This window comes from Rhizobium sp. GR12 (assembly GCF_036596185.1).
In the GTDB taxonomy this organism is placed as follows: Bacteria; Pseudomonadota; Alphaproteobacteria; order Rhizobiales; family Rhizobiaceae; genus Agrobacterium; species Agrobacterium nepotum.
The window spans coordinates 273,066-290,817 of sequence record NZ_JASXTH010000004.1; the positions used below are offsets into that span (position 1 = coordinate 273,066).

The window sequence follows — 17,752 nt, forward strand, 5'->3', positions numbered from 1 at the left end:
TGCTGAACCGCCCCAGGTTTCTGGACCAACTGAGGCTAGGGTTTTCGGGCTCCATTCAGGGAGGCGGGCTGGTTGAGCCTCCTGATTTCATCAGCGAGATCGGCACCTTATTGCCGATCGCACCATGCGGCCGAAACTCATTATAGTCTATACGCCAATCCTCCATCTTTTCGCGGGCATCCGCAAGGGTCAGGAACCAGTGCTGATTCAGGCATTCGGCGCGGAAGCGGCCATTGAACGCTTCAATGAACGCATTGTCGGTCGGCTTGCCCGGGCGTGAGAAGTCCAGGGTGACGCCTTTGGCGTAGGCCCAAAGGTCAAGATCGCGAGACACGAACTCAGTTCCCTGATCGACACGGATCGTCTTCGGATAGCCGACTTGCCGGCACACCCGCTCCAATGTCTGCACCACGTCTTCGCCGCGATAGCTGTGACGGGGATCAAGCACTGGGACATAGCGCGAGAAGGTATCGACCACCGTGAGCACCCGCAGTTTCTTGCCGGTCGCGAGCTGGTCGTGAACGAAGTCCATGGCCCAGACATCATTCGGGCCGACAGCCGTTTGCCGATCTTCCCGAAGCTTTGCCTTCACCCGCCGCTTCGGTGTCCTGTTGCGCAGTTGCAGGCCCAGGTCTCTGTAAATGCGGTAGGTTCGCTTGATGTTGGTCCCCCAACCCTCGCGTTCCAGGAGTACATGTACACGACGATAACCGTAGCGGACACGTGTCTCGCAGATCTCACGAATTCGACGTTCCAGACCGGCCTGATCGGCACGGCGAGAGGTGTAGTGGTAAGTCGAACGATCGAAGTTAAGCGCACCACAGGCACGACGGATCGAGATCGCCCAATCCCGGCACATGCCTTTCACCATCTCGCGTTTCCGAGCAGGCCTTAGAGCTTTCGCCGAATGACATCCTGCAACATCTCTCGGTCCAGCGTCAGGTCCGCGACGATCTTCTTCAACCGCGCATTCTCGTCTTCGAGCTGCTTCAGCTTCTTCATCTCCGGCGGCAGCATGCCCGCGTATTTTTTCTTCCAGTTGAAATAGGTCGCCTGGCTGATCCCTGCCTTCCGGCAGATCTCCGCCACCGACACTCCTTCATCACCCTGCTTCAGAATGAACGCCTTCTGTGCGTCCGAAAACTGCGATGCTTTCATCGTCTTCCGTTCCTTTCCCAGCCAGGAAAATGCACCGGAAAACTCTAACCAAAAACGGTCCAGTTTGAAGGGTTCAGATCAAGCGGGTTGGACATCGCCGCCGGATTTTGGAGGGCGTGACCATTGGACTCTGGCCAGACGATCAATCGACTACAAGATAACTCACCACACGAGAGTTTCCGAGGAGGCGCTTGAGGCATACGCGGCATCCGGAATCGTCACTCCGTCATCTGCCTGGCTCGACGGGATTGTTTTTTGTCATCAGTAAGCTGATAGCCGACCAAATGCGGCGGCGGACAAGATCCTGTTCAACAGCTGCATATTCCACGAGACGATCGACTACCTTGTTGAGTTGCGCGGCGGTCTTCAGTCAGATCGGCTCTGCATGATTCAGCTGAATGTACCGACCCATCTCTTCAGGAGAAAAGTCCGCAAGGTGTACGATTTCGCTGAGTGCGGCCCTGAATCGTTCCTCGTAGAGCGCATGCGATGTATCCCAAGTTGGCAATTTACAGAAGCTGTCGAAAACCTCGTACATTTTTCACTCTACCTTGCTACCTCTCTTTAGAACATAAGTCGAACGAAAATAGGATGGAAGAGACAGGACTCGAGGGGCAGATACGGGCTTTGTCAGTGCGGACACGCATTTTGGTCTGGGATGATCGGCGTCCACTTGGTAAATCCCGGTAGGTCCAGTCGGTGATTTCCGCGATTGCTTGAACACGCCAGTGACACCGTCGGGAGTTGGATCAGCCCGCTGGAGCCACTCTTCCCCCCATGCGATCCACTCCTGAATGCTGCGGCCATCGATCTCAGTGGTGAGCGTAACGTCCATTGACCGCAGTGCAACTAGGTCGTGAACCCATAAACGCAGACGTCTGCGTTGGGTGGAGAGCCGAAATTGGCAGCCGGCGCCGCAAACCGCCTGATGGCGCGACAACCGGGCATTGGAGCGCCGCCCGCAACCGGACGTTGGGCGCCTACTCAGACAATGTCGGGGCGCAATCTGGACCAAAAAACGTCCAGAGAGACGCGCCCTATAGCAATATGACGAACCATTGATCGTCACCGTATGGAATCGGCAGCACCGATTCTCTTGCAGCAATATTCTCCGCATAGTACAACCTATGCGGAGATTCGACGAACACAAACGACATCAGGCCGGGGGGCGAAACATGCTGAGACGGACCAAAAGTAACCGGATCAGCTTCCGCTTTCGCCGCCAACCGCTGCTACTCTCGACGGCTATTGCCGCTCTGCTCTGTGCCGCAGGGATGCGGCCGGCGAGTGCGCAATCAGTCGCGGGCATCGGCGATCTGAACCCTGGCCCCGCCCAATCGCCCAACTGGTTCGTTGGAAGCGACCTCAAGGTCGGTAATACCGGTATCGGCCAGCTCGACATCACGGCTGGCGGCACCGTGACCAGCGTTGAGGGCATAATCGGTTATGGCGTGGGGAGCAGCGGCACGGTTACCGTCTCGGGCACCGACGGCACTGGCAATGCCTCCACATGGACCAATACCGGGGATCTCTATGTCGGATATTTCGGCGACGGAACGTTGAACATCCTCGCTGGTGGCCAAGTTTCAAACGATACCGGCAGCGTCGGCAACGGCAGCAGCGCCTTGATCAGCGGACCTCTCTCGTCCTGGCAGAACAGCGGCCTGCTGGTCGTCGGCTATGACGGTTCCGGAACCCTGCGCGTCGAGGACGGCGCAAAGGTTTCAAGCGCGTACGGCCTCATCGGCAGCAGTGGTCAGGGCAACGTCGTCCTGACCGGCGCGGGCACGGCTTGGACCAGTACCGGACAGTTCGGCGTCGGTAGCGACGACGTGGGCATCCTGCGCATCGAAGCCGGCGCAACCGTCACCAGCAATCAGGGCTATATCGGCGCCAACAGCACCGGCACTGGCACCGTCACGGTGACCGGTGCGGGCTCGAGATGGTCGATGTCGCCCTTCAGCCTCACAATTGGCAATTTCGGAACCGGATCGCTCATCGTCGAGAATGGCGGACTGGTTCGCGCTGAAGGCGGTGTCTTGCTCGGCGTTCAATCGGGGGCCGGCGGGACGTTGCTTCTGCAGGGCTTGGCGAGTAATCGTGTCGTTCTGGAAACCAGCGGGATTCGGGCAGGCGCGGGGGCCGCGAGCCTCACGCTCGACGGCGGCCTGTTGCGCGCGACGCGAAGCAATTCCAACTTCTTCAACAATTTCGGCACGCGCAACATCGCCATCGGCCCCAATGGCGCTGTCATCGACACGAATGGCTACAATATCGGCATTGCCCCCGCTTTCGCGGGCGCGGGCGTGCTGATCAAGGATGGCGCCGGCAAGCTGGAGCTGACCGGCAACAGCGGCGCGACCTACACCGGCGCCGGCAGCGTGCTCGCGGGCACGCTCGCCGTGAATGGCATCCTCGGTGGGACGATGGAGGTCATCGGCGGCCGCCTGCAGGGCATCGGCACGGTCGGCGCCACGATCAACCGGCCGGGCGGCACGATCGCGCCGGGCAGCTCCATCGGCACGCTGACGATCAACGGCAATTACGTCGGGAATGGCGGCCGGCTCGAGATCGAAACCGCCCTTGGCGGCGACGCCTCGCCGTCCGACCGCCTCGTCATCACCGGCAGCACGGCGGGGTCGACCCTCGTGACGGTGCTGAACCAGGGCGGAGTCGGCGCACAGACCGTCGAAGGCATCAAGGTCGTTGATGTCGGCGGCGTCTCCAATGGCGCCTTCACGCTCCAGGGCGATTATGTCTTCCAGGACCAGCAGGCCGTCGTCGCCGGCGCCTATGCCTACACCCTGCAGAAGAACGGCGTCAGCACGCCGAACGATGGCGACTGGTATCTGCGCTCGGCCTATATGGCGCCGTCTTCTCCGACCGTCACAGGCCCGGTCTACCAGCCCGGGGCGCCAATCTACGAAGCCTACGGCCAGGTCCTGCAGAGCCTGAACGAGCTCCAGACGCTGCGTCAGCGCGTCGGCGAGCGCTTCGACGGCCCGGCCGACGACGCGGCGAACGCCGCAGGCCGCGCAATCTGGGCCCGCATCGATGCCGCCCACAACCCCGTCACGCCGGGCTTCTCGACGACCGGCACGAGCTACATGATTGATAGCTGGCGTCTGCAGGCCGGCGCCGACGGCCAGCTTTTCGCGGGCGATGTCGGCACGCTAGTTGGGGGCGTCTCGCTGCATCATGGCGAAGCGCTGGCCGATATTGCCTCGGTCTTCGGGCGCGGCAATATCAAGGCTTCGGGCAGCGGCTTCGGCGGGGCGATGACCTGGTATGACGCGTCAGGATTCTATGCCGACGCCCAGACCAAACTCAGCTGGTTCGACAGCGACCTGTCCTCCACGACGGCCGGGCGACAGCTTGCCAAGGGCAAGGCCGGCTTCGGCTATGCTCTGGGGCTCGAGCTGGGGCAGCGCTTGGCGCTTTCAGATGCCTGGTCGCTGACGCCTCAGGCGCAGCTGACCTATTCACATGTCGATGCGGACAGCTTCATCGACCCGTTCGGCACCCGCGTCGCCCTCACCGACGGGGATAGCCTGCGCGGCCGGCTCGGCCTGTCCGCGGATTATCGACAGAGCTGGCGCGACAACGAGGGGCAACAGGTCAATGCCTCGTTCTACAGCATCGCCAACCTGCGTTACGAATTCCTCGACGGGACGACGGCAACGGTCGCCGGCACGCCTTTGACCAGCCGTGGGGAGCGACTCTGGGGTGGGCTCGGCCTCGGCGCCAAATACGAATGGGGCCGCTATGCGCTCTATGGCGAGGTCGAGGCTCAGACCAGCCTGACCCAATTCGCCGACAGCCACAGCATCTCCGGCCGCGGAGGGCTGAGGATTCGCTGGTAAAAATAGGGCGGCTTTCCCGAACGGTTCGCGTCAGTTGGTGGGAGGCGGCGGAGCCGAGGCGTACCCGTTTGGCGCAGTGGAAGACTGTGCAGCGGGATCCTTCGAAGATTGTGTCATGGCTACCGCTGCCCGATCGGTCAACTTAATTGGCCAGTAGGGAAGCTTTCCGAACAGTGCATCGGGCCAGGTTAACGACTGCGGCTAGGCATATGCATATGGCTGAACCGCCCAAAAGCGGACCTTCCCTGTGACCGCAAACTTCCGATTTCGGTCGCCGCCCCAGCGGGCAGCGAATGTCCGCAACGGGTCGAGAAGAGACCTAAGGATATCAACCGGTCTAAATTTGCTTATGCCCATCGCAAGGTAGTCAGCTTGCCTTGCGATGTCTGGTGTTTGCCTGGGTGGCGGAACATTCCCCTAGTCATCGACTCTCGTCTGCCCGTCTGACCACGCGGCCTTGTGACGTTTATCTCTGTTGGGGCTCGCGGTGTGAATGACAGCCGTTTTCCGCACAGGTCATCGTCGTACGCTCGGGGCCGCCGAGAGTAAGGCGTAATGACGTCTTCCAGCGTCGAGGCGAGGGATCGTTGAATTGGCGGCGATGGCTCACATTGGCGCAACTTTCAGCTCACCTAGCGTACATTCCTATAACGGTGTGATGCCGATCTTCCTATCATCAATATGGAGGAGCTCGGGTGACTTCATAGCTCAAGCCACCGCGCGCTCGCCAAGTTCGACGGCAAGTTCAGCCTCTTTCCCACTGACATCCGCAAGCACTACGCGGGCGCCCTCTTTTTGAAAAAAAGTCTTGCTGCCGCGGCAGCAATACCAGAGCCGGCGCCAGTGATCAGTGCGACTTTGCCGTCAAGAATTCCGTTCATTTGTCTTTTTTCTTTTCAATCACGCGTGAGGGTGCGGCATCACCGCACTGGCGTTCACCCCGTGGTCCTGCCGTGTCACCGGGCCCATTCAAACCGCGTACAGCAGCCGGGAAAGCTGGAGGATGAAGTCCCCGCCGGGATTGTGGCCGGCTTCGAAGCGTTCGAGGTACACCTTCGACGCGAGGTCGGACCGCCTGCGCGAGCGGGCGAGATCCGCCGATGCCAGCGCGTCCGGCAGTTCGGCGAGCGTGACCTCGGTGCAATAGGATGGCGAGCCGGTTTGCTGCCGCCACGATTCCGCGATCGGCCCGGCATCATAGCCGTCGAAGCCGGTGTCCTCGACCAGCGCCATCGTCACGTCGCGGTCGCGGGGGCGATCGGCCGCGACCGGGGCCGCGATCCGGTCGGGGTCGCCGGCGGGCCTGCCCTTATCCGCCAGCGTAACCGAATAGATTGAGTTCCACGCCTTGGCGATCGGACGGCCGAGTTGCGCCGTCACCCAGACGCTGTCGGCCATCCCGTTCTCGATCGCGGCGATCCTGTCGTCGCGCGCGGGGATATAGTTCGACGTGTCGATCACAACCGTTTCGGCGGGAAGGTCGGCGACCAGCGGCGCGATCGCGGGGATGCCGATGAAGGGGATCGAGAGGATCAGAACCTCGATGCCGATGATGGCCTCTTCCCTGGTGACAGCTTGGGCGCCTGTGGAGAGCGCATCTGCATCGACCGTGTCGGGTCCGCGCGAGTTGGCGACTTTTACCTCATGGCCGGCTGCGGCCAGCTTTCGAGCAAGGGTGCTGCCGATGTGGCCGGAGCCAAGAATGCCGATTTTCATGTCTCTTCCTTCCTTTTGAACACAATCGGGAGGCAGCAGTGCTCGCTGCACCCCGATCCGCGTTGAGGATTACTTTGGAGCAGTGACTTCGCGATTGCGGGTCACGATCTGCTGGTGGCTGAGGGGTGAGGTCTCCGCCATGAAGCTCTTGATGAGCGCGTCACGGTCCTTCGGTGCACGCGCCTTGTCGGCTTTGGACAGTGCGTCTCTGAGTTCGGGCAACGTCAGTTCCGTGCAGTAGGCCGGCGTGCCCGGCTGCTGACGCCAGGAATTTGCAAGATCTCCGGCATCCAACATGTCGAAGCCGGTTTCGTTTACGAGTTCGCTTGCAACCGCCTTGGCATGCAGATCGTCGCCCGCTACAGGGATCGCGATACGGTTGGCCGCACCTTTTGCGCTGCCGCCATTAGCCAGCGTCTCTGCGAGAAGCGCATTGAATGCCTTGACCACAGGTCGACCAAGCTGTTCGCTCGACCAGACGCTCTCCGGTTTGCCCTCATCGATCTCACCAATGTTCCCATCGCGAAATGGATAGTAGTTGCCGGTGTCGATCACGACCACGTCGGCCGGTACATCGGCAAACAGGCTGGCGACATTGGGGATCTGCGCGAAGGGAATTGAGAGGATGACTGCCTCGACGTCCTTGACCGCGTCCTGCGCGGCGACCGGGACAGCACCGACCTCTGCCGCCTTGTCGCGGATGTCGTCGGGCCCCTTCGAACCCGCCAGCTTGACGGTGTGTCCGGATGCTGCCAGCTTTCGTGCAATCGTGGCGCCAATGTTTCCTGCGCCGATGATACCGATTTTCATGTGATTTCCTTCCAGTTGTTGTTTGCTCATCAATGGTGGATTGAGGTCATTGAATTACGCGTGGATCGACCCCGTACTGGGCGGGAGCGCCGAGATGATCGCGTAGGGTGGCGCCTTCATAGTTCAGGTGAAACAGCCCGCGCTCCTGGAGGATCGGCACGACGCCATCGACGAAAGCGTCGATTCCATCCTCGTAGATGTCCGGCGAAACCCAGAAGCCATCGACGGCTTCTGCCTCGAACCATTCCTGCATATGGTCGGCGGCCTCGACGGCAGGCCCGACGATGACCGGGTGATAATCGATCACGCCGTGCGCAAGCACGTCGCGGAGTGTCCAGCCTTCGCGTGCGATTTTAAGCGCGCGCTCTGAGCGCGGATCACCCGGCGATGGGCGAGCTTTGGCCAGTTGGTCCAGCGATAACGGCACGTCGAGCCGGGAAGGATCGAGGCGCAGGCCAAGCATCTGCCCGAGATATGCCGCGCGTTGAGGAAAAGTCCTCTCGCTTAACGCGATCCGGCGATCGAGCCCTTCCCGTCGATCGCTGGCGATCGTCGTCATAAGGCCGGCAAAAAATTTGATCTCGTCCGGGCTGCGCCCAGCACGTTCAGCCGCGTCACGAAACGCTGTGCGCTGCCGACGTGCGTCGTCGATCGTGAATGTGGCACCAATGACGCCGTTGGCATAACGACCGGCGAGTTCAAGGGCGTTTGGACTGCCGCCAGCGTGGAAGATGACGGGTTGTCCCTGTTCGGACGGGGGGATGTACAAGGGCCCACGCGAGGCGACGAACGAGCCTCCCATGTTGATGGGAGCAATCTGTTCGGCGTTCGCGAAACGCCCGGTTGCCTGATCGTGTAACCATGCATCCTGACCCCAGCTGCCCCAGAGTGCCTGAACGAGTTGAACTGTCTCATGCGCCCTTCCGTACCGGTCTTTGCTGGAAGGCAGGCGACTGCCGTAGTTTGCTGCGACGTCTTCTCCGCTTGAGGTGACGGCGTTCCAACCCGTCCGCCCATGGCTCAAGACGTCCAGCGCCTTGAACTGGCGCGCGAGGTTGAAGGGTTCATTAAACGTGGTTGAGCCAGTCGCGACGAGGCCGATCCGGTCGGTCTCGCGCGCGACAGCCGCCAGGGTGACCATGACGTCGAGATTGAAATTGGGTGGCTCGTTCTCGATGTCGCCGACATGTGTCGGACCATCCGGCAGGAAGAGGAACTGAAGCTTTCCGCGTTCGGCCCCCTGCGCGTGCCGTACCTTCGCTTCGAAACTGGTGTAACTCTTGGGATCGACCGTCGAGGCACGCCAGGCCCCAGGCAGGTTCCCGTATCCATTGCCCAGATGCATGCCAATTATCATCTGTTTGCTCATCGCATTCTCTTTTCCCTGACGGGAACCATCTGTTAAAGCGGCCCGACAGAACATATATGTGGAGAGTGTCTCCGATATGATTTGCATATACGGAGAGACTCTCCGATGTTCAAGAGTGGAAAGTCAGAATGCAAGATTTGCCAAAACCGCCGCGGCGCGGAAGAGACGTCCAACAGAACAGAACGCATATTCTCGATGTGGCGCGACAGGCCTTCGGTAGCGATGGTGTTGATGTTTCCATGGATGCTGTGGCGAAGCTGGCAGGGGTGGGGCCGGGCACGCTCTATCGCCATTTCCCGAACAAGGACGCTTTACTGGCCGCGCTGCTCGTCGATCACTATGAGGCACTGGACATTCGTCGCGTCGAGATCGAAGAGCAGGAGTCGAATCCAGCGCGCGTACTGGAGCGCTGGATTGATGCGTTGGGAGACTGGATGGTGGCTTATGAAGGCTTGGCCGAGCCCCTGCGGGCGGCCTGCAGTAATGACTCCCCCCTTACCCCGACTTGCCACACGGTCATTGCGACGACCGAACGAATACTGAATGCTGCACAGCAAGAGGGATCAGCACGAAGAACAGTGACGGGCAGGGACGTTTTTTTGGGCGCACTGGCGATCGCCTGGGCAAGCGGGGCTATGGTCGCGAAGGAAGATACCCGACACGTGCTTCGCGATGTCCTGCGAGACGGCTGGCTAAAATCAAATTAGCAACTGGCCGTTTGAGGGCAACTTTCTATTGAAGAGCGCTGAGTGACAAGCACCGTATCGACGGCCGGCCGTGTCGTGGCGCCGACCGCACTATCGAAGAGCACGTGGTCGGTGGCCGAGGCACGAAGAACTCGGCGGATAAGGTTCGACCGTTCGTGAAAACTAAATCTGGTGGTTCGGACGCCGCCGCCTCGTCGCCGCGAGATAGAACCAGTGATTAAGGTGGCTGGAGAGTTTGCGGAACCAGACGCCACAGGTCTCGTCGGCAGGTAAACAACGGGTGTCAGAGACCTGTCTCGCCGCATTGGCACGGCAAAGTTCGGCTGGTCGTCTCGCGCCGTATGGACAGCCTGATGTTTACGTCGGCTGAGCGGACACTGCATGCCGACATCAAAAAGCTGCGCAGCAAGATCTGCCAACTCGCAAAAACACGCAGCACCGATATTGAGCGACTGAATACCGAACTCCAGTGGGAGGAGACTCCGGATGAGGAGCAACGCTGGCATCCGCTGAACCAGTATGACAACAAACGCTTGACGCAGCGCGGCGAAGAAATCTGCTACCGGCTGTTTGATAAAGGGAAATTACCCATGGCCGTGGCGCACTTATTGGGTATTTCACTGAAGGCAGCGCGTAAGCGACATGGGATGTGGCGGGCTTCCGGTGGAGCAGGGCGTCTATCCGTTGATCTCTCTAACTTGCCCGAACGCAAATTCTACCCCCGCTATGACGACGATTAATCGCGTACGCCTTGAAGGCGCACAATATTGACGATCTGTGCAAGATTGCATATACTTCAAAGAGAGATGGAGGCTGACATGCCGAGCATAGCAAATGAAAATAACGAGCGTATGAGTTTACGAGTTCCGGCTGCGGCCAAAGCTAAGCTTGTGCGCGCCGCTGCGCTTCGCAATACCGACCTTACTAATTTTGTTACACAGTCTGCTCTGCGTGAAGCGGATGCCGTGATCGAGCAGGCTGAAACGATCAAAGTCTCTGAACGCGATTTCTTGCGCATTCTGGAGCTGCTGGAAAATCCGCCAGCACCTAATGAAAAATTGCGCGCAGCTGCACGTTCGCTACCCGAATCGATATGACGGCTTGGCATGAAGAGGCGATCAGCAAGCATCATGATCGCAAAAATTTCGACTGTGGTGACGCTGAACTGAACGACTTTCTGAAAAAATACGCACGACAGAGCCACGATCAGGGCGGTTCGAAAACCTTTCTTGCCGTCAGTGATGAGGACAACAGGCATATTTTGGGCTTTTACAGCCTGACCCCGACGTCAATCGATCCTGAGAAAGTGCCGACTGCGGTGCGTAGAGGGCTTGGGCGGCATGAAGTGCCGGGCTTCCGGCTGACGCGCCTTGCTGTCGATCGGCGCCAACAAGGAAAAGGCATGGGTGGCCAACTCATGGTGGCTGCAGGCAAACGTTGCTTGCGGGCAGCATCAGAAGTAGGCGGCGTAGTGTTAGCTATCGATGCTAAAAATGACAGGGTCGCCGAGTGGTATAAAGCCTATGGTGCGATACCACTTGTCGATTCCCCCGTTTCGCTGGCGATACCGCTGACGACCATGGAGGAGGCACTGAAAGCGGCTGGACACACGCTATAATTCGCCATTCACAGGAGCAGATATGCAAGCTGATCTATTTCTGCTCCCTGACAGCAATCTCTTCATCCAATGTAAGTCGCTCAAAGATCTCGATTGGTCGCCATGAAAAAATTACAGCCATGTCGGGTTGATTGTTACGCGGCCGGTGCAGGTCGAAATCGACCGGCAAGGATAAAGGCTCTGATCGGTTAGGGCAGCGCACGGAAAGCATCAAGCCTGTTCAGGAAATGCTTAAAGCCGAACACAATGACATGGTGATCCGCGAAGCTGATCCGCGCGTGACCATGATGGTGGCAATCAACATGCATCCCGATCCCCAGCTTGAAAACACCCGGGGCAGGCAGCCGGCGGCTGATGCGCCGTGATTGGTCTCTTAAAGTTGCCGCCCTGGCGTTCCTCCTCCTGGCCGACAGACAGGCGAAAGAGCCACCCTATCTGGCGAACGTGGTCACCAGATATGCGGATGCCAGAAGCAGACTGACGATCGTGAAGAATATGAGAGCTGCCGCCAGTTCATCAAACCTGCCAACGCGTTGATTGCGGTTCCAGTCGTAAGCCATGACCAACCTCCATCGTTGCTGTGAGAGGAGGGTGGTCCCACATGGTTAATGAAATCCTAAGACCAGAAGGCTGAATGTTGCCGGTATGAAGTGCTATTGGCCGCCCGAAGATGGCGCCGGGCGTCAGCCGGCAGGTTCGGCGATGCTGATTTCGGTCTTGCTGTCGAGGATGATATGCAGGTCCCGGATCATGCCGGCTGCCTGCAGCAGGGCGTTTCGCACGTCCTCATCGCTGCGCCAGCCGCGTTCGATCGACGGGGCGACGGTGTGGATGTCGACGACACTGTCACGGCCGGGACAGGATGGAATGCCGACTGTTTCGCGCATGTCGCGGATTGTCGTCACTGCCCGTTCGAGCATACGCCGCTTCTGGTAGTCGTCGAGGTGATCGAGCCTGTTGGCGTCGCGGACGAGTTCGGCGATGAAACTGTTGGTCAGGGTCATGGCCTGAGGTTGCCGGGTCGGCCGGCGGGCGTCAATGCAGGGCCGGCAAAGAGAAGTTGAAGGCCAAATTTTGAGGCGCTACTGTGATGCCGGTGCATCAGGACAGCGCACGAGGTGCAGGGCTTTTCGATCGTATCGATGATATATTATTAAAATATATCAGTTGTTTACATTATTTTCTGAAGGTTATTTATGAGAATATGTGACGCTAGGCAATCCCACATAGAAGATCGCGTTGAGAATTTCACGAACCGGCCATTGGCTAGGCCGACACTTCGCTCGTCCACCATGTAGAAGCCAAGGAAAGTTCCGCTTGGCTCAAGAACGCGGTTTTGGCGGTGTCCTGTTGAGCGCCAACTACGACGAATTGGGCAAATCCTCGCCGATTTAGCTCCGATTTTGCGTGCTGTAACAATGCTCCACCAGCATCTTGCCATCGATCTTTGGAAATAACGCAGAAGTCATCAATCAAAGCGGTTGCCCCACCCGGATCGTAAACTGGAGGAGTTGGAAACTCTCTCGCGATGAGAAATCCGACGATCATTGTGTTCTCAACGGCCACAAGAGACACATTCCGCTCGTCAGCGAACAGTTTTTCAAACCATGGCAGAGTCGAGGCGGCTGAGGTCGCGGCTTTTCCCCAAAAGCGAGGCTCGTACTTCTCGTATTCTTTGCGTCTTGCTTCGACAAGCTCCACGCACCGAAGCGCATCGTCTTTCGAGGCATTCCTAATTTGCATATGGCTTAACCTCATGTCGACAGTCATCCGCGACCCGCAGCCAGTAGAGTGAGATGAAACACCTCTGTCAATGTCCGGCCGGTCCGCCTCGCGCCTTCCTCTCAGCCGTTCAGGCTACCTCCATCGTGCGCTGGAAGCGGTCGGTCTGCTAATCAGATGATCACGTCTGGAACGCTTGAATCGATGTTTGTGTTGTGCGGGAAGGTGAACGATGTCGCCCTACCTCGTGCTGCGTTGGGGCTCGACTAAATTCTTCAACATCAGCGGCAGAATTCCACCCGCCTTCAACGTGTCGACCTCAGCGGCCGTCTCGATCGCCGTGACCGCTTTGAACGTGGTAGCCTCACCCCAGTGCCGTTTAATGACAATGTCGATCGGACAACGCGGCGAGATCAAGCCTGCGTTGGCATTTATTTCAATGAGGTCGCCTGACTTCAGAGCGAGCTCATCTGGTCCCAGACCCTCCGGTAGTCTCATTGGCAGAATGCCCATACCGATTAGATTGGAACGATGAATCCTTTCGAAGCTTACAGCCAAGACCGCTCGGGCGCCGAGGAGGGATGCTCCCTTGGCTGCCCAATCTCGCGAAGACCCCATGCCATAACGCTCGTCTGCGACAATCACGACGGACTGCTTGCTCTCCGCATAGCGATTTGCGGCTGACCAGAGCGGGAGAATTTCGCCTGAGGGCGCATGGATCGTTGATCCTAGTGGAATCTCGCTGCCCAGAAGATTTTGAACAGTCCGGTTTGTGTACAACCCCGAACCATCGCTTCCCAGTTGCCCCGCCGCGACGCATGAACATTAAGGTCGGTCGGGACTTATCCTCGCTCGGCGGGTTTCGGGCAGCAGGTGCGCGATGCCGTGGTCCAGCGGCGTGAGCGTCATATCGAACAAGGCGACGCCACGCGAGCGCGGGATGGTCGCATCTTCTATCGGCGCAGCAGCCTTCTTGACACCCTGCGCGAGCGCGAAGTCGCGCGCGTCGGTGCGGAGATGGCCAAGAGCAAAGCGCTGCCGTTTCGTGCCGCTACGGACGGCGATACCGTCAGCGGCACTGTGCAGCTATCGAGCGGCAAGTTCGCCATCGTTGAACAGAGCCACGAGTTCACCCTTGTTCCTTGGCGGCCAGTCATCGACCGCCAACTGGGCCGCGAGGTCGCGGGCTCGTGCAGGGCGGATCGGTATCATGGCAGTTGGGGCGGCAACGGGGGTTGGGATTTAGGCCGGTGACTGAGCTTCTTTGATAAGCCAGTTCGAGAACACCTGTATTGGACCGTCACTCAATCGGATCGGCTCCGGCAAAACGAGGCAGAAGGTCTTGGAGATCGATTGACCATCAGGCCACGGCGCGACCAGGCGACCTTCCGCAAGTTCGCTTTCGATATAGAGGCGCGGCACCAGCGCAACACCAAGTCCCGCCAACGCAGCTTCGATTTGCATGGAGTGAAGATCGTAACGGGCGCCAACCGCTGGATTGGTCAGCACTATCCCGGTCTCCTGCGCATAGCTTTGCCAAGCATCGGGGTTCTGCCGTCGATGAAGGCGAGGCAGTTCATCCAGGGATACTGCTGCCCTGCCTCTGTCGAGAAGCCCCGGATGGCAAACCGGCACCAGCGTCTCATGCAAGAGGCGGTGCGTTCTCATTCCCGTCCACGCAGGATGCTCGAAATGGATCGCGGCATCGAAACCGCTTCCGGCAAGCACAAAAGGCTCCATACGTTCGGCAAGATGCACGGTGATGTTCGGGTGCATTTCCCGAAACCGCGCCAGGCGAGGAATAAGCCAGCGGGTGGCAAAGGTCGGAATGGTGGCAATGTCGAGGCTCGCGCCATCGCTCGGCTGCCCCATCAGATATTGGCTGTCTCGTTCCAGCCGGTCGAGGGATTCACGAACCTGAGCGGCATACCGCTCACCATGCGGCAAGAGCCGGACGCGGTTACCGACCCGTTCGAACAGCGTGACGCCGAGGAAGGCTTCCAACCGGCCTATCTGCCGACTTATCGCCCCTTCGGTCAGGGCCAGTTCGTCGGCCGCGCGAGCGAAGCTCCCATGACGCGCCGACGCTTCGAACGCCATGAGTGCGGAATTGCTGGGAATCTTGCGGCGCATGACGGTCCTGACAGAATGGTTCGGCATTCGATCCGCCGTCACCTTGATATTAGATCACTAAAGCATGATCCGATGTCGATATATAGGTGATGATTGTCGCCCTATCTTGAAAAAATATCAACGACAGACAAGGCCGAAGCTCCGTGCCTTCGGCCAAGGGTGATGAAATGATCTATACGGTAGAATGCAGCTTTGCCGATCCAGGCAGCGAAGCGGAATGGAACGACTTTTACAGCCTGGACAAGCTGCCAGCACTCATTTCGGTGAGCGGCTTCCAATCGTCGCAGCGTTTCAAGGCGCTAAGTGGTGGCAGCCCGGTCTATCTCGCCCTTCATTCGATCGACGGCCTCGACATCCTGACGGGTGAGGAATACCGCCAGAAGGGTGGCGGCAATTTTGCACGCTGGCAGCAGCACATCACCGACTGGCACCGGAACCTCTATGGCGGCATCGACCGCGCGCCGGCCGTTGGTGAGGGCGAATATCTGGCGTTGAGCGCCACGGGCCCCGAGCCTCTGCTCCGGCTGGGCCTCACCCCCTGTGCGATGCAGGCGGTCGCCATGGAAAAGTTCCCGGAAAACCGCTGGCTCGCCAAGGTAGAGCGCGGCACCGTACCTGACATCGAGCATCTACCTGAAGGCGTCCATGTCTATGTGCCGATGACGGCGCAGTTGACCAAGGACGATGAAGCCGCTGTCGGAAAGGTGCGGTAGCACCGATGCCGAATGTCACGATCTATATTCCGGCAGACAGGATGCCGCCGGACGAAGCGCTCGCAGACCTCACGGAGCAATGTACAGAACTTTGCACAGGCGTTCTCCGTGCCACATTGGCCAACGTGCATATTGTCTATGTTGCTGTCCGGCATGGCCGGGGGCACCCTGCTTTCGCAGAAATCCAGTATCGCCTTGAGCAATTTCGGACGCCGCCAGTCATGGCTCGGTTCATGGAGGGGCTGGACGACGCCATAAGATGCAATACGGGCCTCACCGCGCGCATTCGTTGCTTTGGCTATGACGCGTCGAGCGTTCACGCGCGAAACTGAGCTGATACCTGGAGAAAACGATGTCCAGTCTTACATTTCCCACACAACAGGTCGGTGACTTGACGATCACCGCAGTCAGCGATGGCTATCTCCACGCCAGTTTCGATTTCCTCGCGAATATCGACCCGGCGGATGCCTTCCGTATGCAGGAGGATGCAGGGATAAAGGATCACACCTCGATCCATATCAACTGCTACCTTGTGCGAGGAGGCGGTCGCACGGTCCTGATTGACGCAGGAGCAGGCGGTTTCAAGCAGTGGGGCGGCCGATTAACCACCAACCTGCTACTCGCTGGCATCCAGCCTTCGGAGATTGACGTGATCCTGTTGACGCATGCCCATCCCGATCACGTTGCGGGGCTGACGGACGCTTCAGGAACAGCCGTTTTCCCAAACGCCGAGCTTGTCGCCCACCATCGGGAAGTCGCGTTCTGGCAGGATGATGGCAATCTGAGCCGCGCGCCTGAGCGCGCCCGTGGCAACTTCCTCGTGGCGCGTCAGGCGTTCGATGGCTATCGCGACAGACTGCGTACTATTGAGGGCGGCGAGGTGCTGCCCGGCATCACAGCGATGCCGCTGCAGGGGCATACCGCCGGGCACACCGGCTATCGGCTCGATTCAGGAAACAAGAGCCTGCTGGTCTGGGGCGATATCGTTCATTTCCCGCAAATTCAGATTCCGCGCCCAGAGGTGTCGATCGCATTCGACCAGGACGCACAGCTTGCTGCGGCAACACGGTCGAGGCTTCTGGACTGCGTGGCCGCCGAACAACTGCTGATCGCGGGCATGCACCTTGGCGAGCTCGGTTTCGCGCGGATCAAGCGAAAAAAGCTGACCTACGGTGTCGCATATGAGGAATGAGCGAGTGCCGCTGTCGGCGCGAGCTACGTTCGAAACCACAGAGCATCCGCCGCAGCGTGTTGGCCCTTCGCCCTTCGCTGCTGTCGAGGGCTATGATGGAAGCGGCACCCATTCATCCACGTTTACGTGCTTAAACCGCACGCAGCAGAAAATCTCTTACAGGCACCACACGAGGATGGCGGAGCGCAGTCTTGTTTCAGACTAGATAGAGCGTGTTATCCGGCCCCGGCCGCGTCGTCGGTAGTTCCACGAGTTGCCCGGCCGCCAGCGCTTCGGCGCACAGATAGTCCGGCAACACCGTCCATCCCGTTCCGGCCTTGGGCATGCCAATCAGGATACGCAGGTCTGGCGCCGTCACCACGGCCGGCATGTCGGGGACTGGCGCGGTAGGCCGCCGGCGTGGCTTTAGGTCGGCAGACGTTTCGTTTTTTTGACCAGCGCGGCAAGGCGTCTTCAGGGAGCGTGCGACGCGCCAGACGCCACTGATGATGTCGCAGATGATCGCCTGTTTGCCAATTTTCCCTTGATGGAACAACCGGTTCACGCATTCGCACATTCGCGTAGTCACCTGATTGTCGGTCATAAAATATTTCGGCAGCAAAGCCATTTTTTCTTCTGCCGCAGGCTTTGCTTCCCCGGCTTCAGATCATGTCTGAGCCGCAGCAAACCGGACCTTGAATCGTCCGCGCAGGCTTTGCAAAAACCGGGACACTCAGGGGGGAAATGCAGTTGGTATACCAATAGCCTATCC

The 17,752-nt window shown here is 59.2% G+C and carries 16 protein-coding genes and 3 pseudogenes; 8 read left to right on the top strand and 11 right to left on the bottom strand.

All coding sequences use genetic code 11. The annotated features are described in order from the left end of the window. Positions 1-55: 55 nt before the first annotated feature. Positions 56-1,158 (bottom strand): IS3 family transposase gene (locus tag QSK43_RS09030; RefSeq protein ID WP_332303185.1). Its coding sequence is split into 2 segments (ribosomal slippage): positions 56-897 and positions 897-1,158, totalling 1,104 coding nucleotides; the frame shifts between segments, so codons are not numbered across the junction. Positions 1,159-2,333: 1,175 nt separating this feature from the next. Here QSK43_RS09030 and QSK43_RS09035 point away from each other — a divergent pair. Continuing rightward, entirely contained in the window at positions 2,334-5,021 is a 2,688-nt protein-coding gene (locus QSK43_RS09035; RefSeq protein ID WP_332303186.1) for an autotransporter family protein, read from the top strand. 756 nt (positions 5,022-5,777) lie between these two features. Here the strand turns inward: QSK43_RS09035 and QSK43_RS09040 are convergent. From QSK43_RS09040 to QSK43_RS09055, 4 genes and pseudogenes are all read right to left on the bottom strand, one after another. Next, a pseudogene (locus QSK43_RS09040) lies at positions 5,778-5,902 on the bottom strand (SDR family NAD(P)-dependent oxidoreductase); the annotation flags it as partial. Between the two features lie 88 nt (positions 5,903-5,990). Beyond that, positions 5,991-6,773, bottom strand: a complete 783-nt coding sequence (locus QSK43_RS09045) for an NADPH-dependent F420 reductase (protein ID WP_332303314.1) — start codon at positions 6,771-6,773, stop codon at positions 5,991-5,993. Positions 6,774-6,806: 33 nt separating this feature from the next. Continuing rightward, positions 6,807-7,577, bottom strand: coding sequence for an NADPH-dependent F420 reductase (locus tag QSK43_RS09050; RefSeq protein WP_332303187.1), 771 nt, complete (start codon positions 7,575-7,577; stop codon positions 6,807-6,809). A gap of 16 nt (positions 7,578-7,593) precedes the next feature. Next, a complete protein-coding gene (locus QSK43_RS09055) occupies positions 7,594-8,916 on the bottom strand; it encodes an NtaA/DmoA family FMN-dependent monooxygenase (protein WP_332303188.1) in 1,323 nt (440 codons plus the stop codon). Positions 8,917-9,044: 128 nt separating this feature from the next. Here QSK43_RS09055 and QSK43_RS09060 point away from each other — a divergent pair, with 128 nt between their 5' ends. The 4 genes from QSK43_RS09060 to QSK43_RS09075 all read left to right on the top strand — a co-directional run bounded on the left by QSK43_RS09060 (position 9,045) and on the right by QSK43_RS09075 (position 11,241). Beyond that, positions 9,045-9,623: a TetR/AcrR family transcriptional regulator gene (locus QSK43_RS09060; RefSeq protein WP_332303189.1), complete on the top strand. Its 579-nt coding sequence runs from the start codon at positions 9,045-9,047 to the stop codon at positions 9,621-9,623. A gap of 353 nt (positions 9,624-9,976) precedes the next feature. After that, positions 9,977-10,363, top strand: a complete 387-nt coding sequence (locus QSK43_RS09065) for a hypothetical protein (protein WP_332303190.1) — start codon at positions 9,977-9,979, stop codon at positions 10,361-10,363. A 78-nt stretch (positions 10,364-10,441) separates the two neighbouring features. Further along, on the top strand, positions 10,442-10,720 hold the full coding sequence (locus QSK43_RS09070; RefSeq protein ID WP_332303191.1) for a type II toxin-antitoxin system TacA family antitoxin: 279 nt from the start codon (positions 10,442-10,444) through the stop codon (positions 10,718-10,720). Next, a complete protein-coding gene (locus tag QSK43_RS09075; RefSeq protein ID WP_442967812.1) occupies positions 10,717-11,241 on the top strand; it encodes a GNAT family N-acetyltransferase in 525 nt (174 codons plus the stop codon). Before QSK43_RS09070 ends, QSK43_RS09075 begins: the two co-directional genes overlap by 4 nt. 431 nt (positions 11,242-11,672) lie before the next feature. On the opposite strand, the gene QSK43_RS09080 is transcribed toward QSK43_RS09075, so the two are convergent. The 4 genes and pseudogenes from QSK43_RS09080 to QSK43_RS09095 form a co-directional block, all read right to left on the bottom strand. Further along, complete coding sequence (locus QSK43_RS09080; protein ID WP_332303192.1) at positions 11,673-11,801, bottom strand: hypothetical protein; 129 nt, start codon at positions 11,799-11,801, stop codon at positions 11,673-11,675. Between the two features lie 123 nt (positions 11,802-11,924). Next, entirely contained in the window at positions 11,925-12,245 is a 321-nt protein-coding gene (locus QSK43_RS09085) for a hypothetical protein (RefSeq protein WP_332303193.1), read from the bottom strand. Positions 12,246-12,507: 262 nt separating this feature from the next. Beyond that, positions 12,508-12,984, bottom strand: coding sequence for a GNAT family N-acetyltransferase (locus QSK43_RS09090; protein ID WP_332303194.1), 477 nt, complete (start codon positions 12,982-12,984; stop codon positions 12,508-12,510). Positions 12,985-13,203: 219 nt separating this feature from the next. Then, positions 13,204-13,805: pseudogene (locus tag QSK43_RS09095) on the bottom strand (aconitate hydratase AcnA); the annotation flags it as partial. Positions 13,806-13,821: 16 nt separating this feature from the next. Here QSK43_RS09095 and QSK43_RS09100 point away from each other — a divergent pair. Beyond that, a pseudogene (locus QSK43_RS09100) lies at positions 13,822-14,231 on the top strand (DUF3363 domain-containing protein); the annotation flags it as partial. Here QSK43_RS09100 and QSK43_RS09105 read toward each other — a convergent pair. Further along, positions 14,206-15,096 (bottom strand): LysR substrate-binding domain-containing protein, encoded by an 891-nt coding sequence (locus QSK43_RS09105; RefSeq protein ID WP_332303316.1) that lies wholly within the window; start codon positions 15,094-15,096, stop codon positions 14,206-14,208. The pseudogene QSK43_RS09100 and the gene QSK43_RS09105 overlap by 26 nt on opposite strands. A gap of 167 nt (positions 15,097-15,263) precedes the next feature. Here QSK43_RS09105 and QSK43_RS09110 point away from each other — a divergent pair, with 167 nt between their 5' ends. Both QSK43_RS09110 and QSK43_RS09115 read left to right on the top strand, forming a co-directional pair. Further along, positions 15,264-15,809, top strand: coding sequence for a sugar ABC transporter (locus tag QSK43_RS09110; RefSeq protein WP_332303195.1), 546 nt, complete (start codon positions 15,264-15,266; stop codon positions 15,807-15,809). 352 nt (positions 15,810-16,161) lie between these two features. Further along, positions 16,162-17,001 carry an MBL fold metallo-hydrolase gene (locus tag QSK43_RS09115; RefSeq protein WP_332303196.1) on the top strand — a complete coding sequence of 280 codons (840 nt, stop codon included), beginning with the start codon at positions 16,162-16,164 and terminating at the stop codon, positions 16,999-17,001. Between the two features lie 196 nt (positions 17,002-17,197). On the opposite strand, the gene QSK43_RS09120 is transcribed toward QSK43_RS09115, so the two are convergent. Then, positions 17,198-17,608: a hypothetical protein gene (locus QSK43_RS09120; RefSeq protein ID WP_332303197.1), complete on the bottom strand. Its 411-nt coding sequence runs from the start codon at positions 17,606-17,608 to the stop codon at positions 17,198-17,200. Positions 17,609-17,752: the final 144 nt, after the last annotated feature.

Excerpts from the sequence above, each read along its gene's own strand:
- QSK43_RS09105 (WP_332303316.1), bottom strand. The coding sequence starts at position 15,096 with ATGCGCCGCAAGATTCCCAGCAATTCCGCACTCATGGCGTTCGAAGCG.
- QSK43_RS09090 (WP_332303194.1), bottom strand. The coding sequence starts at position 12,984 with ATGCAAATTAGGAATGCCTCGAAAGACGATGCGCTTCGGTGCGTGGAG.
- QSK43_RS09035 (WP_332303186.1), top strand. The coding sequence starts at position 2,334 with ATGCTGAGACGGACCAAAAGTAACCGGATCAGCTTCCGCTTTCGCCGC.
- QSK43_RS09080 (WP_332303192.1), bottom strand. The coding sequence starts at position 11,801 with ATGGCTTACGACTGGAACCGCAATCAACGCGTTGGCAGGTTTGATGAA.
- QSK43_RS09065 (WP_332303190.1), top strand. The coding sequence starts at position 9,977 with ATGTTTACGTCGGCTGAGCGGACACTGCATGCCGACATCAAAAAGCTG.
- QSK43_RS09110 (WP_332303195.1), top strand. The coding sequence starts at position 15,264 with ATGATCTATACGGTAGAATGCAGCTTTGCCGATCCAGGCAGCGAAGCG.
- QSK43_RS09075 (WP_442967812.1), top strand. The coding sequence starts at position 10,717 with ATGACGGCTTGGCATGAAGAGGCGATCAGCAAGCATCATGATCGCAAA.
- QSK43_RS09060 (WP_332303189.1), top strand. The coding sequence starts at position 9,045 with ATGCAAGATTTGCCAAAACCGCCGCGGCGCGGAAGAGACGTCCAACAG.
- QSK43_RS09085 (WP_332303193.1), bottom strand. The coding sequence starts at position 12,245 with ATGACCCTGACCAACAGTTTCATCGCCGAACTCGTCCGCGACGCCAAC.
- QSK43_RS09120 (WP_332303197.1), bottom strand. The coding sequence starts at position 17,608 with ATGGCTTTGCTGCCGAAATATTTTATGACCGACAATCAGGTGACTACG.
- QSK43_RS09055 (WP_332303188.1), bottom strand. The coding sequence starts at position 8,916 with ATGAGCAAACAGATGATAATTGGCATGCATCTGGGCAATGGATACGGG.
- QSK43_RS09050 (WP_332303187.1), bottom strand. The coding sequence starts at position 7,577 with ATGAGCAAACAACAACTGGAAGGAAATCACATGAAAATCGGTATCATC.
- QSK43_RS09115 (WP_332303196.1), top strand. The coding sequence starts at position 16,162 with ATGTCCAGTCTTACATTTCCCACACAACAGGTCGGTGACTTGACGATC.
- QSK43_RS09070 (WP_332303191.1), top strand. The coding sequence starts at position 10,442 with ATGCCGAGCATAGCAAATGAAAATAACGAGCGTATGAGTTTACGAGTT.